Here is a 15,916-nt window from a genome sequence, read left to right on the forward strand (position 1 = left end):
TTGTCACAGGATATGAAAAAGGGCAGCCTTTTCTAAGATGGCTGCCCTTCCTGGTTCGGCTTTGCCGAATTCAGTCGGCTCAGCTTCCGAGCGCGGTCTTGATGGCGGCGGCAGCGTCACCGCCGTCGAAGGTAGTCACGCCGGCAATCCACGGGGCAACGGCATCCGGGTGCTTCTTCAGCCAGTCGGTTGCAACCGTATTGGCGTCGCCGCCCTTGAGGATCGCGTCCATCATCTCGCCTTCCATGTCCAGGTTGAACTTCAGGTTGGCGATGAACTTGCCGGCGTTCGGGCATTCGGTGGTGTAGCCCTTGCGCACATTGGTGTAGACGGTGGCGGCGCCGAAGCCGCTGTCGCCCATGCCGTCGAGATAGGTGATCTTCATGGCGCCCATCACCGGATGCGGCGTCCAGCCGAGGAAGGCGATCCATTCATTGTTCTTCATCGACTGCTCGGCCTGCGTCAGCATGCCGGCTTCCGAGGATTCGACCAGCTCGAAGCCTTCGAGATTGTCCTTCGGGTTCTTGATCATGTCGAGGATGATGCGGTTGCCGTCATTGCCGGCCTCGATGCCATAGATCTTGCCGTTGAACTTGTCCTTGAACTTGCCGATATCGGTCAGCGATTTGACGCCGGCGTCGGCGACATAGGTCGGCACGACGATGCCGTAGCCGGCGCCGGTCAGGTTGGTGCTGATCGTCTCGACCGAACCGTCGGCGGTATAGTCCTTGATGTCGTTGGTCATCGACGGCATCCAGTTGCCGAGGAACACGTCGAGATCCTTGTTCTTCAGCGACGCCATGGTCACCGGCACCGACAGCTGGATCGTTTGCGGCTCATAGCCGAGCGCGGTCAGCAGCACGGAGGCGACGCCGGTCGTCGCCTGGATGTCGGTCCAGCCGACATCGGAAAGGCGCACCGCCTTGCAGCTTGCCGGATCACCGGCGTAGGCAGCGCTGGTTGACAAAAAAGCCGCCAGGCCGAGGCCGGCGACGAAAGAGTTCATACGCGACATAGACAGTCTCCCATTGTGATTCTTTGGCGAAGCGTAGCTACGGTTTCTGTGCCCGCCTTGTTTCGTCAGCCAAACACCATTCTGGTGTGGTTTCAAGCATTAAGACAATCACGATCAACGGCGCGGGCTGGCCAATCAGCGACACATCAGGCGCTTTTGTCTGGCCAGCCGGCTTTTTCAGGGGAATGCCGCTCTGGCCCCTCCCCGTGTCAGGCCAAGTCGGCTTAAAAGAGCGGCATGGCCAAGCTTTACTTCCACTACGCGACGATGAACGCCGGCAAGACGACGATGCTCTTGCAGGCCTCTTACAATTACCGCGAGCGCGGCATGGGCACGATGCTGTTCGTCGCCGGCCACTACCGCAAGGGCGATACAGGCCTGATCTCGTCGCGCATAGGCCTGGAGACGGAAGCCGAGATGTTTCGCGACGGCGACGATCTGTTCGCCCGCGTCGCCGCTCATCACGCGCATACGTCGGTGCATTGCGTCTTCGTCGACGAGGCGCAGTTCCTCGAGGAAGAGCAGGTCTGGCAGCTCGCCCGCATCGCCGACCGGCTGAACATCCCGGTCATGTGCTACGGCCTGCGCACCGATTTCCAGGGCAAGCTGTTTTCCGGCTCGCGCGCGCTGCTGGCCATCGCCGACGATTTGCGCGAAGTGCGCACCATCTGCCGATGCGGCCGCAAGGCGACGATGGTCGTGCGCCTCGGCCCCGATGGCAAGGTGGCGCGCCAGGGCGAGCAGGTGGCGATCGGCAAGGATGTCTATGTGTCGCTCTGCCGCCGCCACTGGGAGGAAGAGATGGGCCGCGCCGCGCCAGACGACTTCATCGGCTTTATCAAGGGCTGACGGTCACGGCGGCCTTGACCCCGGCCCGATGCAGCGTTTCTTAAGGCCTCGGTACTATAACGCAGCCAGCCAGAGCTCCCCGGGGTCAGCCATGCTTCGAGCCGCTTCGTTCGCCAGTATCCTTCTCCTTGCCAGCTCGCTCGTAGCCCATGCCGGCGGCGATCCTGCCCTGGGCAAGAAGGTCTTCAACCGATGCATGGCCTGCCATGACGCAGCCACCGACCGCGACAAGGTCGGTCCGCATCTGTTGGGCGTCGTTGGCCGCACCGCCGGCAGCGCCGAGAGCTTTCTTGGCCACTATTCCGAGGCGATGAAGAGTGCCGGCGCCGCCGGCCTGGTCTGGGATGAAGCCAATCTCGCCGAGTATCTCAAGGCCCCAAAGCTGAAGGTGCCGAGCAACAGGATGGCGTTCGGCGGCCTGACCAATGACGACGACATCGCCAATGTCATCGCCTATCTGAAGGCCGATCCCAAGCCCTGATCCGCTGTTCGTCAGCTCTGTAAAACCGGCTTTCCCCTCGCATATCGCGGCCGCGATTGCTTCAGTGATTTGCCGAATACAAAGGCATCCGTGCGCCATCGGCTTGCCGCATGAAAGTTCAATGACAGCTGAACTACGGCTGGCAGGCAAGCTAATCACGCCAGGCCCCCGCCTTCACTGGTTTTCAAGACCCTGATGGATTCTTTTGTTTTCACGCCGCCCTTGTCTTCACGTCTTTCAATCCCCCGATGCCCCACATATATTCGCCGCTGTTCGCGACCAGCGACGTCATGCCGAAGCGGGAGGCCCCAATGGCGACATTGCAGAATTTCGACGCCGAAATTGCCAAGACCAAGCAGGTCGTGCAGGACATGCGCTCCAAGATCGAGCAGTCCGGCACCATGCTTGATACGCTCGCCACATCGGACAAGAAGATCGGCGACGCCAATTTCGACCTCGAGAACGCCCGCATCGAGGATGTGCTGAAGCAGCAAAAGGTGATGGAAGGCAACATTGCCGACCTGATCATCGGCCTGGAGGACGCCACCAACGTCTTCGGCTCCGAGTTCGAGAGCATGAAGAACTACACCGGCTGGGAAAAATTCATCGGTATCTTCTCCAGCCAGAGCAAGCAGCGCATGCGCACCGACCGCGTCCGCAACATGTCGCTGGCGGGCAATCTGCAGGAATTGCTGGTCAAATCCGACACCATCGTCGGCATATTGAAGGCGCAGAAAGAGGTCCTCGACCAGCGCTACAAGACCTCGGAAACCAGCCTGTCGCAGGTGATCGAGCGCCGCAAGACCACCATGACCAACCTCGAAGCCGTGCAGAAGCGCATCGAGGAGCTCAACCCGATGCTGCTCGACATCGAAAACAAGATCGCCGCTTCGACCAGCCAGAAGGACCGCACGCAGCTCGAAGGCGAACGCTCCAAGCTGGCGACGGAATACAACGAAAAGCAGGCCAAGGAGCAGGAGCTGCTGGCCGAGAGCCAGACGCTCGAGCGCTACACCTCGATGTTCCAGACCTTCGTCGATTCGCTCAACAACCAGATCGCCGCGCAATCGACGCTGATCAACAAGCTGACCATCGATACCGAGCAGCGCATCGTGCTCTACAAGGCGCTGGAAGATTCGCTGAAGACCGCCGCCCAGCAGGACGTCGCCCACAAGATCAACACGCTGGGCAGCCAGGTCGACAACACCGCCGAGGAAACCATGGCCGGCATCGGTGCTGCCTCGCAAAAACACATCGGCGACCTACTTGAGATGCACGAGAAGAACATGGTCGCCACCGCCGACATCCAGCGCCGCAAGAAGCTGGCCGACGATGCCTTTGCCCGCCGCTTCGACGAGGTGCTGAAGAAGCACAATTCGGCAAACTACGTGCAGTCTTAGGGGTGATAGGACTGCCCGCGAGCGCACAGGCATGACCCCCGAAAACGAAGCGGCGGCACGATATTTCTCCGCCATCACGGCCGCGCTGAGCGGCCTTGAAGTGTTCATGCGCGACGATCGCTCGCCGCTTTACCGGCACGGCATCGTCGCCAAGATCGTCGCCGAATACATCGCCCGGCTCGACAAGTCGTTTTCCTGCTGGCGCAACCGGCTGGGCTTCATGGACACGTTCCGCATTTCGCGGGCCGAAAGCGGATTCCCGGTGTTCCAGAACCTGCTCGAACTGGAAAACGACCGCCGCCAGGCCGACGCGCGGCTTGCCAACATCCCGCTCGCCGGCGAATTGCGCGAGGAAATGGCCGACTTCATCCTGCGCCACAAGGAATTCCCCGAGGCGCTGCAGAAGTCGATGGCCGAGCGGCTCTATCTCGAGGACGTGAAAAGCGAGAACACGTTCGGTCCCTTCACGCTGGCGCAAACCGCCAAGGTCTCGGTCAATCCGAAGACGGGACGGCCCTATTATCTCGTCCATTGGGCGACGTTCGACGGCAGCGCCAACCTGCCTCTGGTCTACATGGTGACGGTGGAGGATTCTTCCGACGCGATGATCCGCCAGCTTGTCGACAGGAACGGCAAACTCAACGAGACGGTCGACATTCCGCTGCCGGTCGACGGCCTGCTCAATCCCGAGCTTGCCCATCGTTTCGACGATTTCACCGAGAAGAACTCCGCCTATACGCTGTCGCCGGCGACCATCGCGGTCAACCTCGACAAGGATTTCGAACCGTTGCACCCCAAGCAGCTGCGCCGCGTCGTGCTCGGCCCGTTCTATTCGGTGGGGATTACCGACAACAATTCGACGGTGACCGAGGTTCTGGCCAAGGTGCGCAAGCCGCAAAATGCCTGGCTTTTGACCTGGACGATCCAGGAGGTCTATTCCAAGAGCGAGAAACCCGGCCGCAAGGGCCTGTTTTCGAGTGAGAAGACAACGCAGGAATTCTTCATCAACACTGATGATCTGGAAGCCGCGCGTCAGGGCGTATCGAGCTATGAAAACCATGCGCTGATTCCGCACGAGGCCTATCAGGCACTCTACGCCGCCGGCGAAGCACAGAAGATTTTTGCCGGCTACAAGGTTCATATCCTGTCCAACGGACAGGTCATCTCAGACGTCTGACCGTCACACCACGGAGCACCCTTCATGGATACCGGCCTGACCACCATTCCGGAAGCCGCCATCGAGAAGCACCGCGCCACCGCGCAGAGCTTCATCACCCGCATCGTCGTGCTGGAGGACCCGTCACGGGAGTCCGGCACCGCGCTTGCCGGCACCAACCGCCGCTTCGTCTCGACCGTCTCGGTCGGCTCGGTGCGTCGCACGCGCGAGGTCGAGCTGGCCAAGACCGTCGGCGCCGTTCATCCCGACGACCAGCTGCTGACCATCCCGCAGCACACGCTCCTGTTTCGCGCCCGGCGCGGCACGGCGATCGCACTGGCCATATCGGACGTCTTTGCCGAAGGCTCCGACCTCGAAAGCCTGCAGGCCAGGAATACCCGCGCGCCGCTCGAAGGCGACGAAGCGGCCACCTTCAAGAAGCTTCTGTCGGCCTCGGCTTACATCTCCGCCTTCAGCCTCGCCTCCTACCTGTTCCAGCTGATCGACAGCGACGGCGAGGCACCCAACGACATCCCCGAGCCGGACTTCCTGTTCGACACGCCGCAGGATGCGGTGAAGTCGATCCTCGCTGGCCTCGACAAGGCGATCTCGGGATCGTCCGATGATGCCGATTTGATGACAAGGGCACGCGCCTTCGCCCGCGTCGCCATCGACGGGCTTCTGGCCCGCAAGGGCCGCTTCGACGGCATCGGCCCGTTCGAGAACGCCCATATCCGCATCGATGCCGACGATTTCACTCTCGATGGTTTCGACGTCGCGCCGGGCAAGCGCTCAAAACCGCTGGTGATGACCTTCAAGAAGCCGGAAGAGGTCGTCGGCAACCACATCGCCAAATACCAGTCGGTCAAGCTCGCCAAGATGCTGATGGCCTATGATTTCGAGCGCGAACTCAATCCGTTCGTCGAGCTCGGCGGCTTCCTGTTCACCTTCATCGGCGACGGCGCCCCCGGCACTGGCAAGACGACGCTGATCCAGATGATCGCCGGCCTCGTCAACGGCTATTGCCAGGTCGCCGGCTATCCCTTCGCCTACGAGAATTTCGGCGTCGACCAGATCTCGTCCTATCAGGGCAAGTCGGGCCAGAACTGCCGCCAGTTCATCAACAATGTCTTGAACCCGCGCGTCATCGGCTTCGGCACCATCGACGACATCGACCAGGTGGCGGCGCGCCGCTCCGACGACCGCGCCTCGGCCGGCCAGCAGGAGATAACAGGCGTCTTGATGGACGCCTTCGCCGGTGCCGCCACCGTGGTGCGCGGCAACTGCTCGTTCGGCATGTTCTCCAACTACCCCGAAAATGTCGACGACGCGCTGCGTCAGCGCGCCGGCGCCCGCTGGCTGGTCGACGGGCCGCAGAGCCGCGACGACTACATCGATATTTTTGTCCTGCTGGCGGGGAAAAACCACAAGATCCCGCTCGGCGAACACGACCTCTACGCCGCGCAGGAAATCCAGCGCGCCGTGACCGAAGCCTATGAGGAGCACGAGAAGCCGCAGGAAGATGGGCTGATGAAGGTCTACGAGCGCTACATGAAGGAGAACGGCGCGCCGAAATCGATGGCCGATATCGGCACCTATCTGCACCTGATCAAGGATGCCGAGCCCCGCTTCACCGGTCGCGCCATCAAGAATGTCACCGACGCCATCAAGATGCGCGCCATGGACATCGAGCTTCCCGACGACTGGTTCGAGAAGCCGGAAGTCTTCATGCACAAGGGCTACGACGAGAAGAAAGCGATGATCGAGGAACTGCGCGGGCCGTTCTCGATGGACATGGTCATGCAGGAGATCAACCGCTACGCCGACTCGGAGTTCCGCTATTCCGACAAGTCCGACGACTCCGCCGTGGAAAAACTGCTGCGCGACGCCCGCCTGCGCGAACGGGCTGCGCGCGAGATGGAGGAGATGAAGAAGAAGGGGCTATGGAATGCGTGAGCTGCGCCGGCCTTCCCTTCACCCCTTGTGGGAGAAGGCAAGATGAGCCCCGCCAAGAAACCCGATCTCCTGCGCGACAATGAGCTGATCTATGGCCGGCTGCTGACGGTCGACGAGCCGCATCTGATCCAGCGCTACAACAAGGCGCTCGCCGCATTCGGCTTGAAGCCGACCAAGCTGAAGACCTTCCAGATCGATCGCACCGGCTTTTCGCCCGAAGTGGCCGAGGAATGCGACGATTACGACTATCTCGATCCCAACGAGGTCAACCGCCGTTTCATCATCCTGACGCCGTCGCAGATCGACCTGCCGGTGGTGCACACCGCCTTCTCCAACACCTCGCAGCTGATGTTCGAGTTCATGTCCAAGAACCAGCGCGCCATCGATGCGCTGACGATCAAGGATGTCATCTACGGCGAGATCGAGGATTCCGTTCCCAAGGTCAACGATATCGAGGACCTGCTGTCGATCAGCCAGGTCGAGTTCAAGGTGCTGTCGGCTGAGGATGTGCTGGGCAAGGCCGCCGAGCTCGGCAAGCTCGTCGACCGGTTGAAGCAGGAGCCCGACGCCTGGCGCGACAGCGCCATGCTGAACCGCATGGTCGAGCTCGCCAAGATCTGCGGCGACATCCGCGAGAACGCGCTGGTGCCCGACCAGGTGATCTTCCGCCACAACGCCTACTGGACCAGCCATTTCGGTGGCCTTTACGTCTTCGTCGACCCGGATGTGACGACGGTGATCAGCGATCCTGCGGCGCCAGGCTTCCGCCGTTCGCGGCCGTGGCAGGTCAGCTATCTCTCCATTAACGACGCCGACAAGGTATTCAAGTTCCTCGCCACCACCGGCCGCATCGAGTTGCCGCGCGCCTCCTGGGTCGAGGCCTCGGGCTATCTCGAGCACCGCGCCGAGATGGTGGTGCGCGCGCTGATCCGCGATGCCGAGCCGAACCGCAACTTGACCAATGTCGACAAGGTCTGGCTGCAGACCTGGATCCAGAGCCATGCCGACCTGATCACCAGGGACGGCAATTTCCCTTTCCTCAACGCCGCCAAGCGCGAGATCGCCCAGCTCGGCCACCTGAAGATCGAGGATGTCTTCCCGCAGCAGCGCTTCCTGGTGATCCGCGCCAAGCCTGACCATCCTGACGCCTGGCTGACCAACCGGCTGATCTCGGATTTCGTGCCGTCGGACTTCGTCTCGCGCTACATCTTCAACAAGGACGGCTTCTACAAGGACTATGGCGGCTTCAGCGACGCCTGGCGATCGCATGTTGTGGACGTTCTCAAAACCACATATTTGAAGGACAAGGTGGCGTTTCGCACGCGCCTCTACGGCCTGACTGACTAGAACGAAATGAACCGTTATTTCGTTCTAACTTCTTGTTTTGGCGCATAATGTTATCCAAAAAGTCTGCAACTTTTTGGCATCATGCTTGAGGGGGTGACACAGCCATGCTCGATCCGATCGTGAACTTCTTCACCCGCATTTTCCAGTGGATCGGCCGCGGTATCGGGCTTTTGATCGGCGTCATCCTGTGGCCGTTCCTGTGGGCCGGACGCTGGTACACGCAACGCGGCTGGATCCTCAAGGCGGCGGTCGGCCTTGCTCTGCTGGTGCTGATCGGCCTCTATGCCAATTTCTTCTACGCCACCCAGTGGTGGAACAATTTCAACCCGAACTATCCAGACACCTACACGTTCGAGAAGCGCAATGTCTCCGCTGGCGAACAGGTCTCCGCCGGCGCCGGCACCGACACGGCCAAGACCTGCGGCAACTCCGGCATTGCCCAGATCGCCGCCGACCTGACCGACTTCAACGTCAACCAGAATGCCTGGATCTCGTCGATGATCCTCTACAAGCTCGGCCTGTTCGGCATCGACTGGGACAACACGCCGTGGATGGACAACAAGGCCTCCTTCCAGCGCGGCATCAACCAGGCGGTGCGGCGCACGGCGACTGAACTCGCCGACAATCTCGGCCGCGTCCGCACCACCTCGCAGATCGACAGCGATCTGCAGAATGCCCGCGGCAACCTGCAGTTCGACGAGGAGACCTGGTATTTCGGCCTGAACCCGTTCGGCCCCAAGACACCGACGCCGAGCTACTATCGCGACGCCGTGCGCATGCTGCGTTCCTTCAACGCTCGCCTTGCCACCTGCCAGGCGACATTCGACGCCCGCGCCGACAATCTGAAACAGTATATCGACCGCATCTCGTCCGACATCGGCTCGACCTCGGCGATCCTCAAGGAACGCGCCGAGAACCACAACAATGGCTGGTTCGACTTCCGCGCCGACGACCGCTACTGGTTCGCCTATGGCCAGCTCTATGGCTATTACGGCCTGATGAAGGGCGCCCAGGCCGACTTCGAGGACGTCATCAAGGAAAAGCATCTGCAGAACCTGTGGGACACGATGGACTCGCAGTTCGTTTCGGCACTGAAGATCCAGCCTTTCATCATCGCCAATGGCCGCGAGGATGGCTGGCTGTTGCCGACGCATCTGACGACGATGGGCTTCTATGTGCTCAGGGTGCGCTCCAACATGGTCGAAATCAGCAACGTTCTGACGCAGTAGCGCTGTTCCATTAGGGACCAGGCGATGGTGAATTTGCGCCGTCGCCTCTGTCGCATTCCGTGCATTGTGCGGCTGTTTTGAGACGGCGGAACGACGCGTCCTCTGGCTTCTATACGGCGCGGCAACGGAGCCAGGAAGAACCGACGACAGGTCGGCCGGTCCGCAGAAGAATTTTCTCAAGAGGAAACATAGTTGCATACAAGTTGACGCCGCGGCAGCGACAGGGTTAGAACATGCCCGCGCCCGGTTCCAACCTGCTTGCCAGTAAGACCAAACCCGTCCCCTCCACCGTCCAATCCAGAGGAAAGCCGTCATGGCCGAAGTGAAGTCCGACATCGAGATCGCGCGCGGCGCCAGGAAAAAGCAGATCCAGGAGATCGGCCAGAAGATCGGCATCCCGACCGAACACCTGCTGCCCTACGGCCACGACAAGGCCAAGATATCAGCCGAATTCATCAAATCGGTGAAGGGCAACAAGGACGGCAAGCTGATCCTCGTAACCGCCATCAACCCGACGCCGGCCGGCGAAGGCAAGACCACGACCACGGTTGGTCTCGGCGACGGCCTGAACCGCATCGGCAAGAAGGCGATCGTCTGCATCCGCGAGGCTTCGCTCGGCCCGAACTTCGGCGTCAAGGGCGGTGCCGCCGGCGGCGGCTATGCGCAGGTCGTGCCGATGGAGGACATGAACCTCCACTTCACCGGCGACTTCCACGCCATCACCACCGCACACAACCTGCTTTCGGCGCTGATCGACAACCACATCTACTGGGGCAATGAGCTCGGCATCGACACCCGCCGGGTCGTCTGGCGCCGCGTCATGGACATGAACGACCGCGCGCTGCGCGAGATCATCTGCTCGCTCGGCGGCGTAGCCAACGGCTTCCCGCGCGAGGGCGGTTTCGACATCACCGTCGCCTCGGAAGTCATGGCGATCCTCTGCCTGTCGACCGACCTGAAGGACCTGGAAAAGCGCCTCGGCGATATCATCGTCGCCTATCGCCGCGACAAGTCAGCCGTCTATGCCCGCGACCTCAAGGCCGACGGCGCCATGGCTGTGCTGCTGAAGGACGCCATGCAGCCGAACCTGGTGCAGACGCTGGAGAACAACCCGGCCTTCGTGCATGGCGGGCCGTTCGCCAACATCGCGCATGGCTGCAACTCGGTCGTCGCCACCACGACGGCGCTCAAGCTCGCCGACTATGTCGTCACCGAAGCCGGCTTCGGCGCCGATTTGGGTGCTGAAAAGTTCTTCGACATCAAGTGCCGCAAGGCGGGCCTGAAGCCGGCAGCGGCGGTCATCGTCGCCACCGTGCGCGCCATGAAGATGAATGGCGGCGTCAAGAAGGAAGACCTCGGCAAGGAAAACGTCGAAGCGGTGAAGAAGGGCTGCGCCAATCTTGGCCGCCACATCGAGAACATCAGGCAGTTCGGCGTGCCGGCGGTGGTTGCCATCAACCATTTCTATTCCGACACCGACGCCGAGATCCAGGCGATGAAGGACTATGTCGCCTCGATGGGCGAAGAAGCGATCCTGTGCAAGCACTGGGCACACGGCTCGGCCGGGATCGAGGATCTCGCCAACAAGGTGGTGGCACTGGCCGAATCCGGCGCCTCGCAGTTCGCGCCGCTCTATCCCGATGCCATGCCGCTGTTCGAGAAGATCAACACCATCGTCCAGCGCATCTATCGCGGCTCGGAAGCGATCGCCGACAAGTCGGTGCGCGACCAGCTCAAGGCGTGGGAAGACGCCGGCTACGGCCATTTGCCGGTGTGCATGGCCAAGACCCAGTATTCCTTCTCGACCGACCCGAACCTGCGCGGCGCGCCGACCGGCCACACCGTGCCGGTGCGCGAGGTCAGGCTTTCGGCCGGTGCCGGCTTCGTCGTCATCATCTGCGGCGAGGTCATGACCATGCCGGGCCTGCCGAGGGCGCCGTCCTCGGAAAAGATCTTCCTCAATGAGGCCGGCAATATCGAAGGCCTGTTCTAAAATCCTTCAATTCAAACAGAAAGGGCGCCGCAGCGATGCGGCCCCCTTTCTGTTTTTTCGGATAGCCCTAAGCAGCGCTGCGCGACAGCGCCCGCTGGTTGGAGCCGAAGATCGTGTCGCGCTCCGGCAGCGCGCCGGTCTGCAGGCACTCGACCCATTCGGCGGTCTTGAGCACGGCGGCGAAGCGCGACTGCAGGATGATCGTGACCACGCGATGGATCTCCTCGGCCGAGGCGTAGCCGGCGCTGTTGGCGTAAGGCACCGAGCCGGTCGCATCCGACAGGAACTCGACGGCAAAGCCCATATGCACGGCGTGGATAATGGTCGACAGGTCACAATTATGCGTCATGTAGCCGACCACCGTGATCGTATCGATGGCATTGGCGCGAAGCCAGTCTTCCAGATCAGTGCCGGTGAAGGCGGAGGGCAGGTTCTTTTCGACATAATGGTCGCGCTCGCGCCTGGCGATTTCGGGATGCAGTTCGCCGCCGTGACTGCCCTTGGCAAAGATCGGCGAGGTCTCGGGCGCCATCTGCTTGACGACCACCACCTTGATGCCGGCAGCAGTCGCTGCATCCATGGCGCGTGCCACATTGACGACGCTGTCGCGGAACGGCGGATGCTGGATGGCGAGATTGCCGCCGTCGTAATCGTTCTGCACATCGACGACGATCAGCGCCCGGCGCGGCGCGGTGTTGGCTGGGTCAGACATGGTGTTTCCTTTCCGGCTTGAATTCGATGGATGGAAGATAGGCGGGCTGCCAGACAGCCGAAAGTGTCCCGATTGACATCATTCGAAAGAATTGGGACAGTCCGCATTCAACCGCTGGAAGCACCCATGAACGACCCGATCATTGCCGTCCTCGCCTTCGACGGCATCAGCCCGTTCCATCTTTCCGTACCGTGCCTGGTCTTCGGCGAGGACAGGACGGCGCTTGGCCTGCCGCGCTTCGACTTCCGCATCTGCGCGGTCAAGGCCGGGCCGATCCATACCGAAGCCGGGCTGACAATTGCCGCGCCGCATGGGCTCGAAGGGCTCGACGGCGCCGATATCGTCATCATCCCGAGCTGGCATCATCTGAGCGAACCGGTATCGCCGCTGCTGATGGAAGCGCTGCGCCATGCGCACCAACGCGGCGCCTTGATTGTCGGCCTGTGCCTCGGCACCTTCGCCATTGCAGCGGCCGGGCTGCTTTCGGGCCGACGTGCCGCGACGCACTGGGCCTATTGCGAACAATTGCAAACACTCCATCCCGACATCGCTGTCGATGCCGCGGTGCTCTACGTCGACAATGGCGATGTCGTGACCTCGGCCGGCGTCGCCGCCGGCCTCGACTGCTGTCTCCACATCGTGCGCGCCCGCTATGGCGCGGAAGCAGCACTGCGGCTTGCTCGCCAGATCGTGCTTTCCCCGCATCGCCAGGGCGGCCAGGCGCAATTCATCGAGCATCCGGTGGCAAGAAGCGCGGACGCCGACCGCTTCACCCAGGCCCTCGACGCGGTTCGCGCGACGCTTGGCGAAGCGCATAGCCTGGACCGCGTGGCCGAGGCCGCCGGCCTGACCCGCCGCACCTTTACCCGTCGCTTTCAGAAATCGATCGGTGTCAGCTTTGGCGATTGGCTGACCAGCCAGCGGATCGAACTGGCGCAGCGTTTGCTGGAAGCGACGGAGAAATCGATGGACATGATCGCCTTCGAAGCCGGCTTCGGCAGCGCCACCTCGCTGCGCCAGCATTTTTCGGCACGGCTCAAGACATCGCCGGCGCAGTATCGGCGCGAGTTCTCCAGGCGGGTCGATCAGGAAGAGCGCATGACGTATGTCCTGTCGTCCTGACCTGTTCAGCCCCGCTTGACCGGCCGCGCCGGATTGCCGATCACCGTGGCGTTCGCCGCCACGTCGCGCGTCACCACCGCACCGGCGCCGACGATGGCGCCTTCACCGATGCTGACGCCGCCACGGATGACGGCTGAGCCGCCGATCCAGGCATTGGCGCCGATCTCGATCGGTCGGGCGATCTCCAGTCCGGCCTGCCGCCCACTGGCCTCCTTGTGGTGCTCGGCGCAGTAGATCTGCACGTTCGGGCCGAGCAGCGTTGCCTTGCCGATGCGCACGCTCGCCGTGTCGAGGATGGTGCAGCCGGCATTGAGGAAGACGCCGTCGCCGAGAAAGATGTTGAAGCCATAGGCGCAGTGGAACGGCGCCTCGATACGGGCGCCCTCGCCGGCTCTTCCCAGCAGTGCCTTCAGACCCGGCCCGAGATTGCCGCGTTGACGAGGCGGCAGCAAGTTGTGCTCGAACACCGCATCGCGCGCTATCATCCGCAACGACTCCAGTTCGTCATCGAGGCAGGTATACCATTCGCCGGCCACCATCTTCACGCGCTCGCTCTCAGCCATGATGCGGTCTCCAGTTCACGTCCTTGCAAAGCACAAGTGCAGCCAAAAGCGCCGATGCCAGTACTGGTCAAATATTGGACCTATGGTAGCCTGTGACTCAAGGCCGTCTTGGCCCGTGATCGAGGGGGATCGACCATGCTCTACATTCTGGCACTTCTGATCGGCGTCATTGCCGGTCTTCGCGCCATGACGGCGCCGGCCGCCATTGCCTGGGGCGCTTATCTCGGCTGGCTGACGGTTGCCGGCACCTGGGCGAGCTTCATGAGCCACTGGGCGGCTGTCGGCATCTTCACCATCCTGGCCATTGTCGAGTTGGTCACCGACCAATTGCCGTCGACGCCGAGCCGTAAAGTACCCCAGCAATTCGGCGCCCGCATCGTCATGGGCGCCTTCACAGGCGCGGTGATCGGCGCGACAGGCGGCGCCACCATCGGCGGCCTGATCGCGGGGGCCATCGGCGCTGTCATCGGCACGCTGGGCGGCGCCGAAGCTCGGGGCCGGCTCGCGGCCGCCTTCGGCAAGGATCCGCCCGCCGCCTTTATCGAGGACGCGGTGGCGATCATCGGCGGCCTGCTGATCGTAGCGGCGGTGGCATGACGACGAAAATCTTCGACGCCATCATCATCGGTGCCGGACAGGCTGGCTCTCCGCTGGCCGGGCGGCTGACGGCCGCCGGCATGAGCGTCGCGCTGATCGAGCGCAAGCTGGTCGGCGGCACCTGCGTCAACACCGGCTGCATGCCGACCAAGACCATGGTCGCCAGCGCCTATGCCGCGCATCTGGCGCGCCGCGCCGCCGACTATGGCGTGACGCTCTCCGGGCCGGTCGGCGTGGATTACAAGGTGATCAAGGCGCGCAAGGACAAGGTCACAAACGACGCTCGCGGCAATCTGGAAACCTGGATTGCCGGCATGGACAAGTGCACCCTCTATCGCGGCCATGCGCGTTTCGAATCCGCCAACACGGTGCGCGTCGGCGACGATCTGCTGACCGCCGAAAAGATCTTCCTCAACACCGGCGGCCGCGCCTCGGTGCCCGACCTTCCCGGCATCCACGACATCGACTATCTGACCAACTCGTCGATGATGGATCTCGACGTGCTGCCGCGCCATCTCGTCGTCGTCGGCGGCAGCTACATCTCGCTCGAATTCGCTCAGATGTTCCGCCGCTTCGGCGCGGAAGTCACCGTCGTCGAGAAGAGCCCGCGCCTGACCGGCCGCGAGGACGAGGATGTCTCCGCCGCCATCCTGTCGATCCTCGAAAACGAAGGCATCGCGGTCCATGTCGGCGCCGACGACATTGCCTTCGCCAGACAGGGTGACGACATCGCCGTGACCTTCTCCGCCGGCAAGCCACCGGCGGTCGGCTCGCATGTGCTGCTGGCGCTGGGGCGCACGCCCAACACCGACGATCTCGGCCTGGAAAGGGCCGGCGTCGAGGTCGACAAGCGCGGTTTTGTCACCGTCGACGACCAGCTGCGCACCAGCGTGCCCGGCATCTGGGCGATGGGCGACTGCAACGGCAGGGGCGCCTTCACCCACACCTCCTACAACGACTACGAGATCGTCGCCGCGAATTTGCTCGACAACGATCCGCGGAGGGTCAGCGACCGGATCGAAGCCTATGCGCTCTACATCGACCCGCCGCTTGGCCGCTGCGGCATGACGGAGGCCGCAGTGAAGAAATCCGGCCGTCGCGCGCTGGTCGGCCAGCGGCCGATGACCCGCGTCGGCCGCGCTATCGAAAAGGGCGAGACGCAGGGTTTCATGAAAATCCTGGTCGATGCCGACACCAGGGAGATCCTCGGCTGCTCGGTGCTCGGCCCCGGCGGCGACGAGGCTATCCATTGTGTGCTCGACCTGATGTACGCCAAGGCGCCCGTCGACACGCTGGCGCGTGCCGTGCACATCCATCCCAATGTTTCGGAGTTGCTGCCCACCATTGCCCAGGAGCTGAAGCCGCTGGCGTGACAGCCCGTTGAAGACCCATTTTAAAGCTCTTCCTTTTCTGCATCGCTGCAATGCAGCAATGCAGCTTGCGCACGGTGGCGTGCTTCGCGCAGTCTGGAATTGAACCGATTCAGTCTGGACGCA

At 62.3% G+C, this 15,916-nt stretch carries 14 protein-coding genes; 11 read left to right on the forward strand and 3 right to left on the reverse strand.

From position 1 onward, the window contains the following. Positions 1–79: 79 nt before the first annotated feature. Positions 80–1,015 carry a choline ABC transporter substrate-binding protein gene (locus LB559_RS24785; protein ID WP_013529956.1) on the reverse strand — a complete coding sequence of 312 codons (936 nt, stop codon included), beginning with the start codon at positions 1,013–1,015 and terminating at the stop codon, positions 80–82. A gap of 237 nt (positions 1,016–1,252) precedes the next feature. Here LB559_RS24785 and LB559_RS24790 point away from each other — a divergent pair, with 237 nt between their 5' ends. The 8 genes from LB559_RS24790 (at position 1,253) to LB559_RS24825 (ending at position 11,426) form a co-directional block, all read left to right on the forward strand. Then, positions 1,253–1,864: a thymidine kinase gene (locus LB559_RS24790; RefSeq protein WP_013529955.1), complete on the forward strand. Its 612-nt coding sequence runs from the start codon at positions 1,253–1,255 to the stop codon at positions 1,862–1,864. Positions 1,865–1,955: 91 nt separating this feature from the next. Continuing rightward, complete coding sequence (locus tag LB559_RS24795) at positions 1,956–2,345, forward strand: c-type cytochrome (protein WP_224675193.1); 390 nt, start codon at positions 1,956–1,958, stop codon at positions 2,343–2,345. Between the two features lie 311 nt (positions 2,346–2,656). Next, positions 2,657–3,745: a hypothetical protein gene (locus LB559_RS24800; protein ID WP_024504535.1), complete on the forward strand. Its 1,089-nt coding sequence runs from the start codon at positions 2,657–2,659 to the stop codon at positions 3,743–3,745. A 31-nt stretch (positions 3,746–3,776) separates the two neighbouring features. Continuing rightward, a complete protein-coding gene (locus LB559_RS24805; protein ID WP_027162175.1) occupies positions 3,777–4,922 on the forward strand; it encodes a hypothetical protein in 1,146 nt (381 codons plus the stop codon). A 24-nt stretch (positions 4,923–4,946) separates the two neighbouring features. Continuing rightward, on the forward strand, positions 4,947–6,857 hold the full coding sequence (locus tag LB559_RS24810; RefSeq protein ID WP_127366409.1) for an AAA family ATPase: 1,911 nt from the start codon (positions 4,947–4,949) through the stop codon (positions 6,855–6,857). 42 nt (positions 6,858–6,899) lie between these two features. Continuing rightward, positions 6,900–8,204 carry a DUF6638 family protein gene (locus LB559_RS24815; protein WP_224675194.1) on the forward strand — a complete coding sequence of 435 codons (1,305 nt, stop codon included), beginning with the start codon at positions 6,900–6,902 and terminating at the stop codon, positions 8,202–8,204. A 104-nt stretch (positions 8,205–8,308) separates the two neighbouring features. Beyond that, a complete protein-coding gene (locus tag LB559_RS24820) occupies positions 8,309–9,433 on the forward strand; it encodes a DUF2333 family protein (protein ID WP_013529949.1) in 1,125 nt (374 codons plus the stop codon). A gap of 313 nt (positions 9,434–9,746) precedes the next feature. Continuing rightward, complete coding sequence (locus LB559_RS24825) at positions 9,747–11,426, forward strand: formate--tetrahydrofolate ligase (protein ID WP_013529948.1); 1,680 nt, start codon at positions 9,747–9,749, stop codon at positions 11,424–11,426. Between the two features lie 67 nt (positions 11,427–11,493). On the opposite strand, the gene LB559_RS24830 is transcribed toward LB559_RS24825, so the two are convergent. Then, positions 11,494–12,138, reverse strand: coding sequence for a cysteine hydrolase family protein (locus LB559_RS24830; RefSeq protein WP_127370304.1), 645 nt, complete (start codon positions 12,136–12,138; stop codon positions 11,494–11,496). Between the two features lie 126 nt (positions 12,139–12,264). On the opposite strand from LB559_RS24830, the gene LB559_RS24835 reads away from it, so the two are divergent. Continuing rightward, positions 12,265–13,260 carry a GlxA family transcriptional regulator gene (locus LB559_RS24835; protein ID WP_224675195.1) on the forward strand — a complete coding sequence of 332 codons (996 nt, stop codon included), beginning with the start codon at positions 12,265–12,267 and terminating at the stop codon, positions 13,258–13,260. A gap of 5 nt (positions 13,261–13,265) precedes the next feature. Here the strand turns inward: LB559_RS24835 and LB559_RS24840 are convergent, their stop codons facing one another. Next, on the reverse strand, positions 13,266–13,823 hold the full coding sequence (locus LB559_RS24840) for a sugar O-acetyltransferase (RefSeq protein WP_224675196.1): 558 nt from the start codon (positions 13,821–13,823) through the stop codon (positions 13,266–13,268). Between the two features lie 135 nt (positions 13,824–13,958). Between LB559_RS24840 and LB559_RS24845 the strand changes: the two genes are divergently transcribed. Then, positions 13,959–14,420: a membrane protein gene (locus LB559_RS24845; RefSeq protein WP_027162181.1), complete on the forward strand. Its 462-nt coding sequence runs from the start codon at positions 13,959–13,961 to the stop codon at positions 14,418–14,420. After that, positions 14,417–15,793 (forward strand): FAD-containing oxidoreductase, encoded by a 1,377-nt coding sequence (locus tag LB559_RS24850; RefSeq protein ID WP_224675197.1) that lies wholly within the window; start codon positions 14,417–14,419, stop codon positions 15,791–15,793. Before LB559_RS24845 ends, LB559_RS24850 begins: the two co-directional genes overlap by 4 nt. Positions 15,794–15,916 lie beyond the last annotated feature (123 nt).

Source organism: Mesorhizobium sp. BR1-1-3, from assembly GCF_020165455.1.
Lineage (GTDB): Bacteria > Pseudomonadota > Alphaproteobacteria > Rhizobiales > Rhizobiaceae > Mesorhizobium > Mesorhizobium ciceri.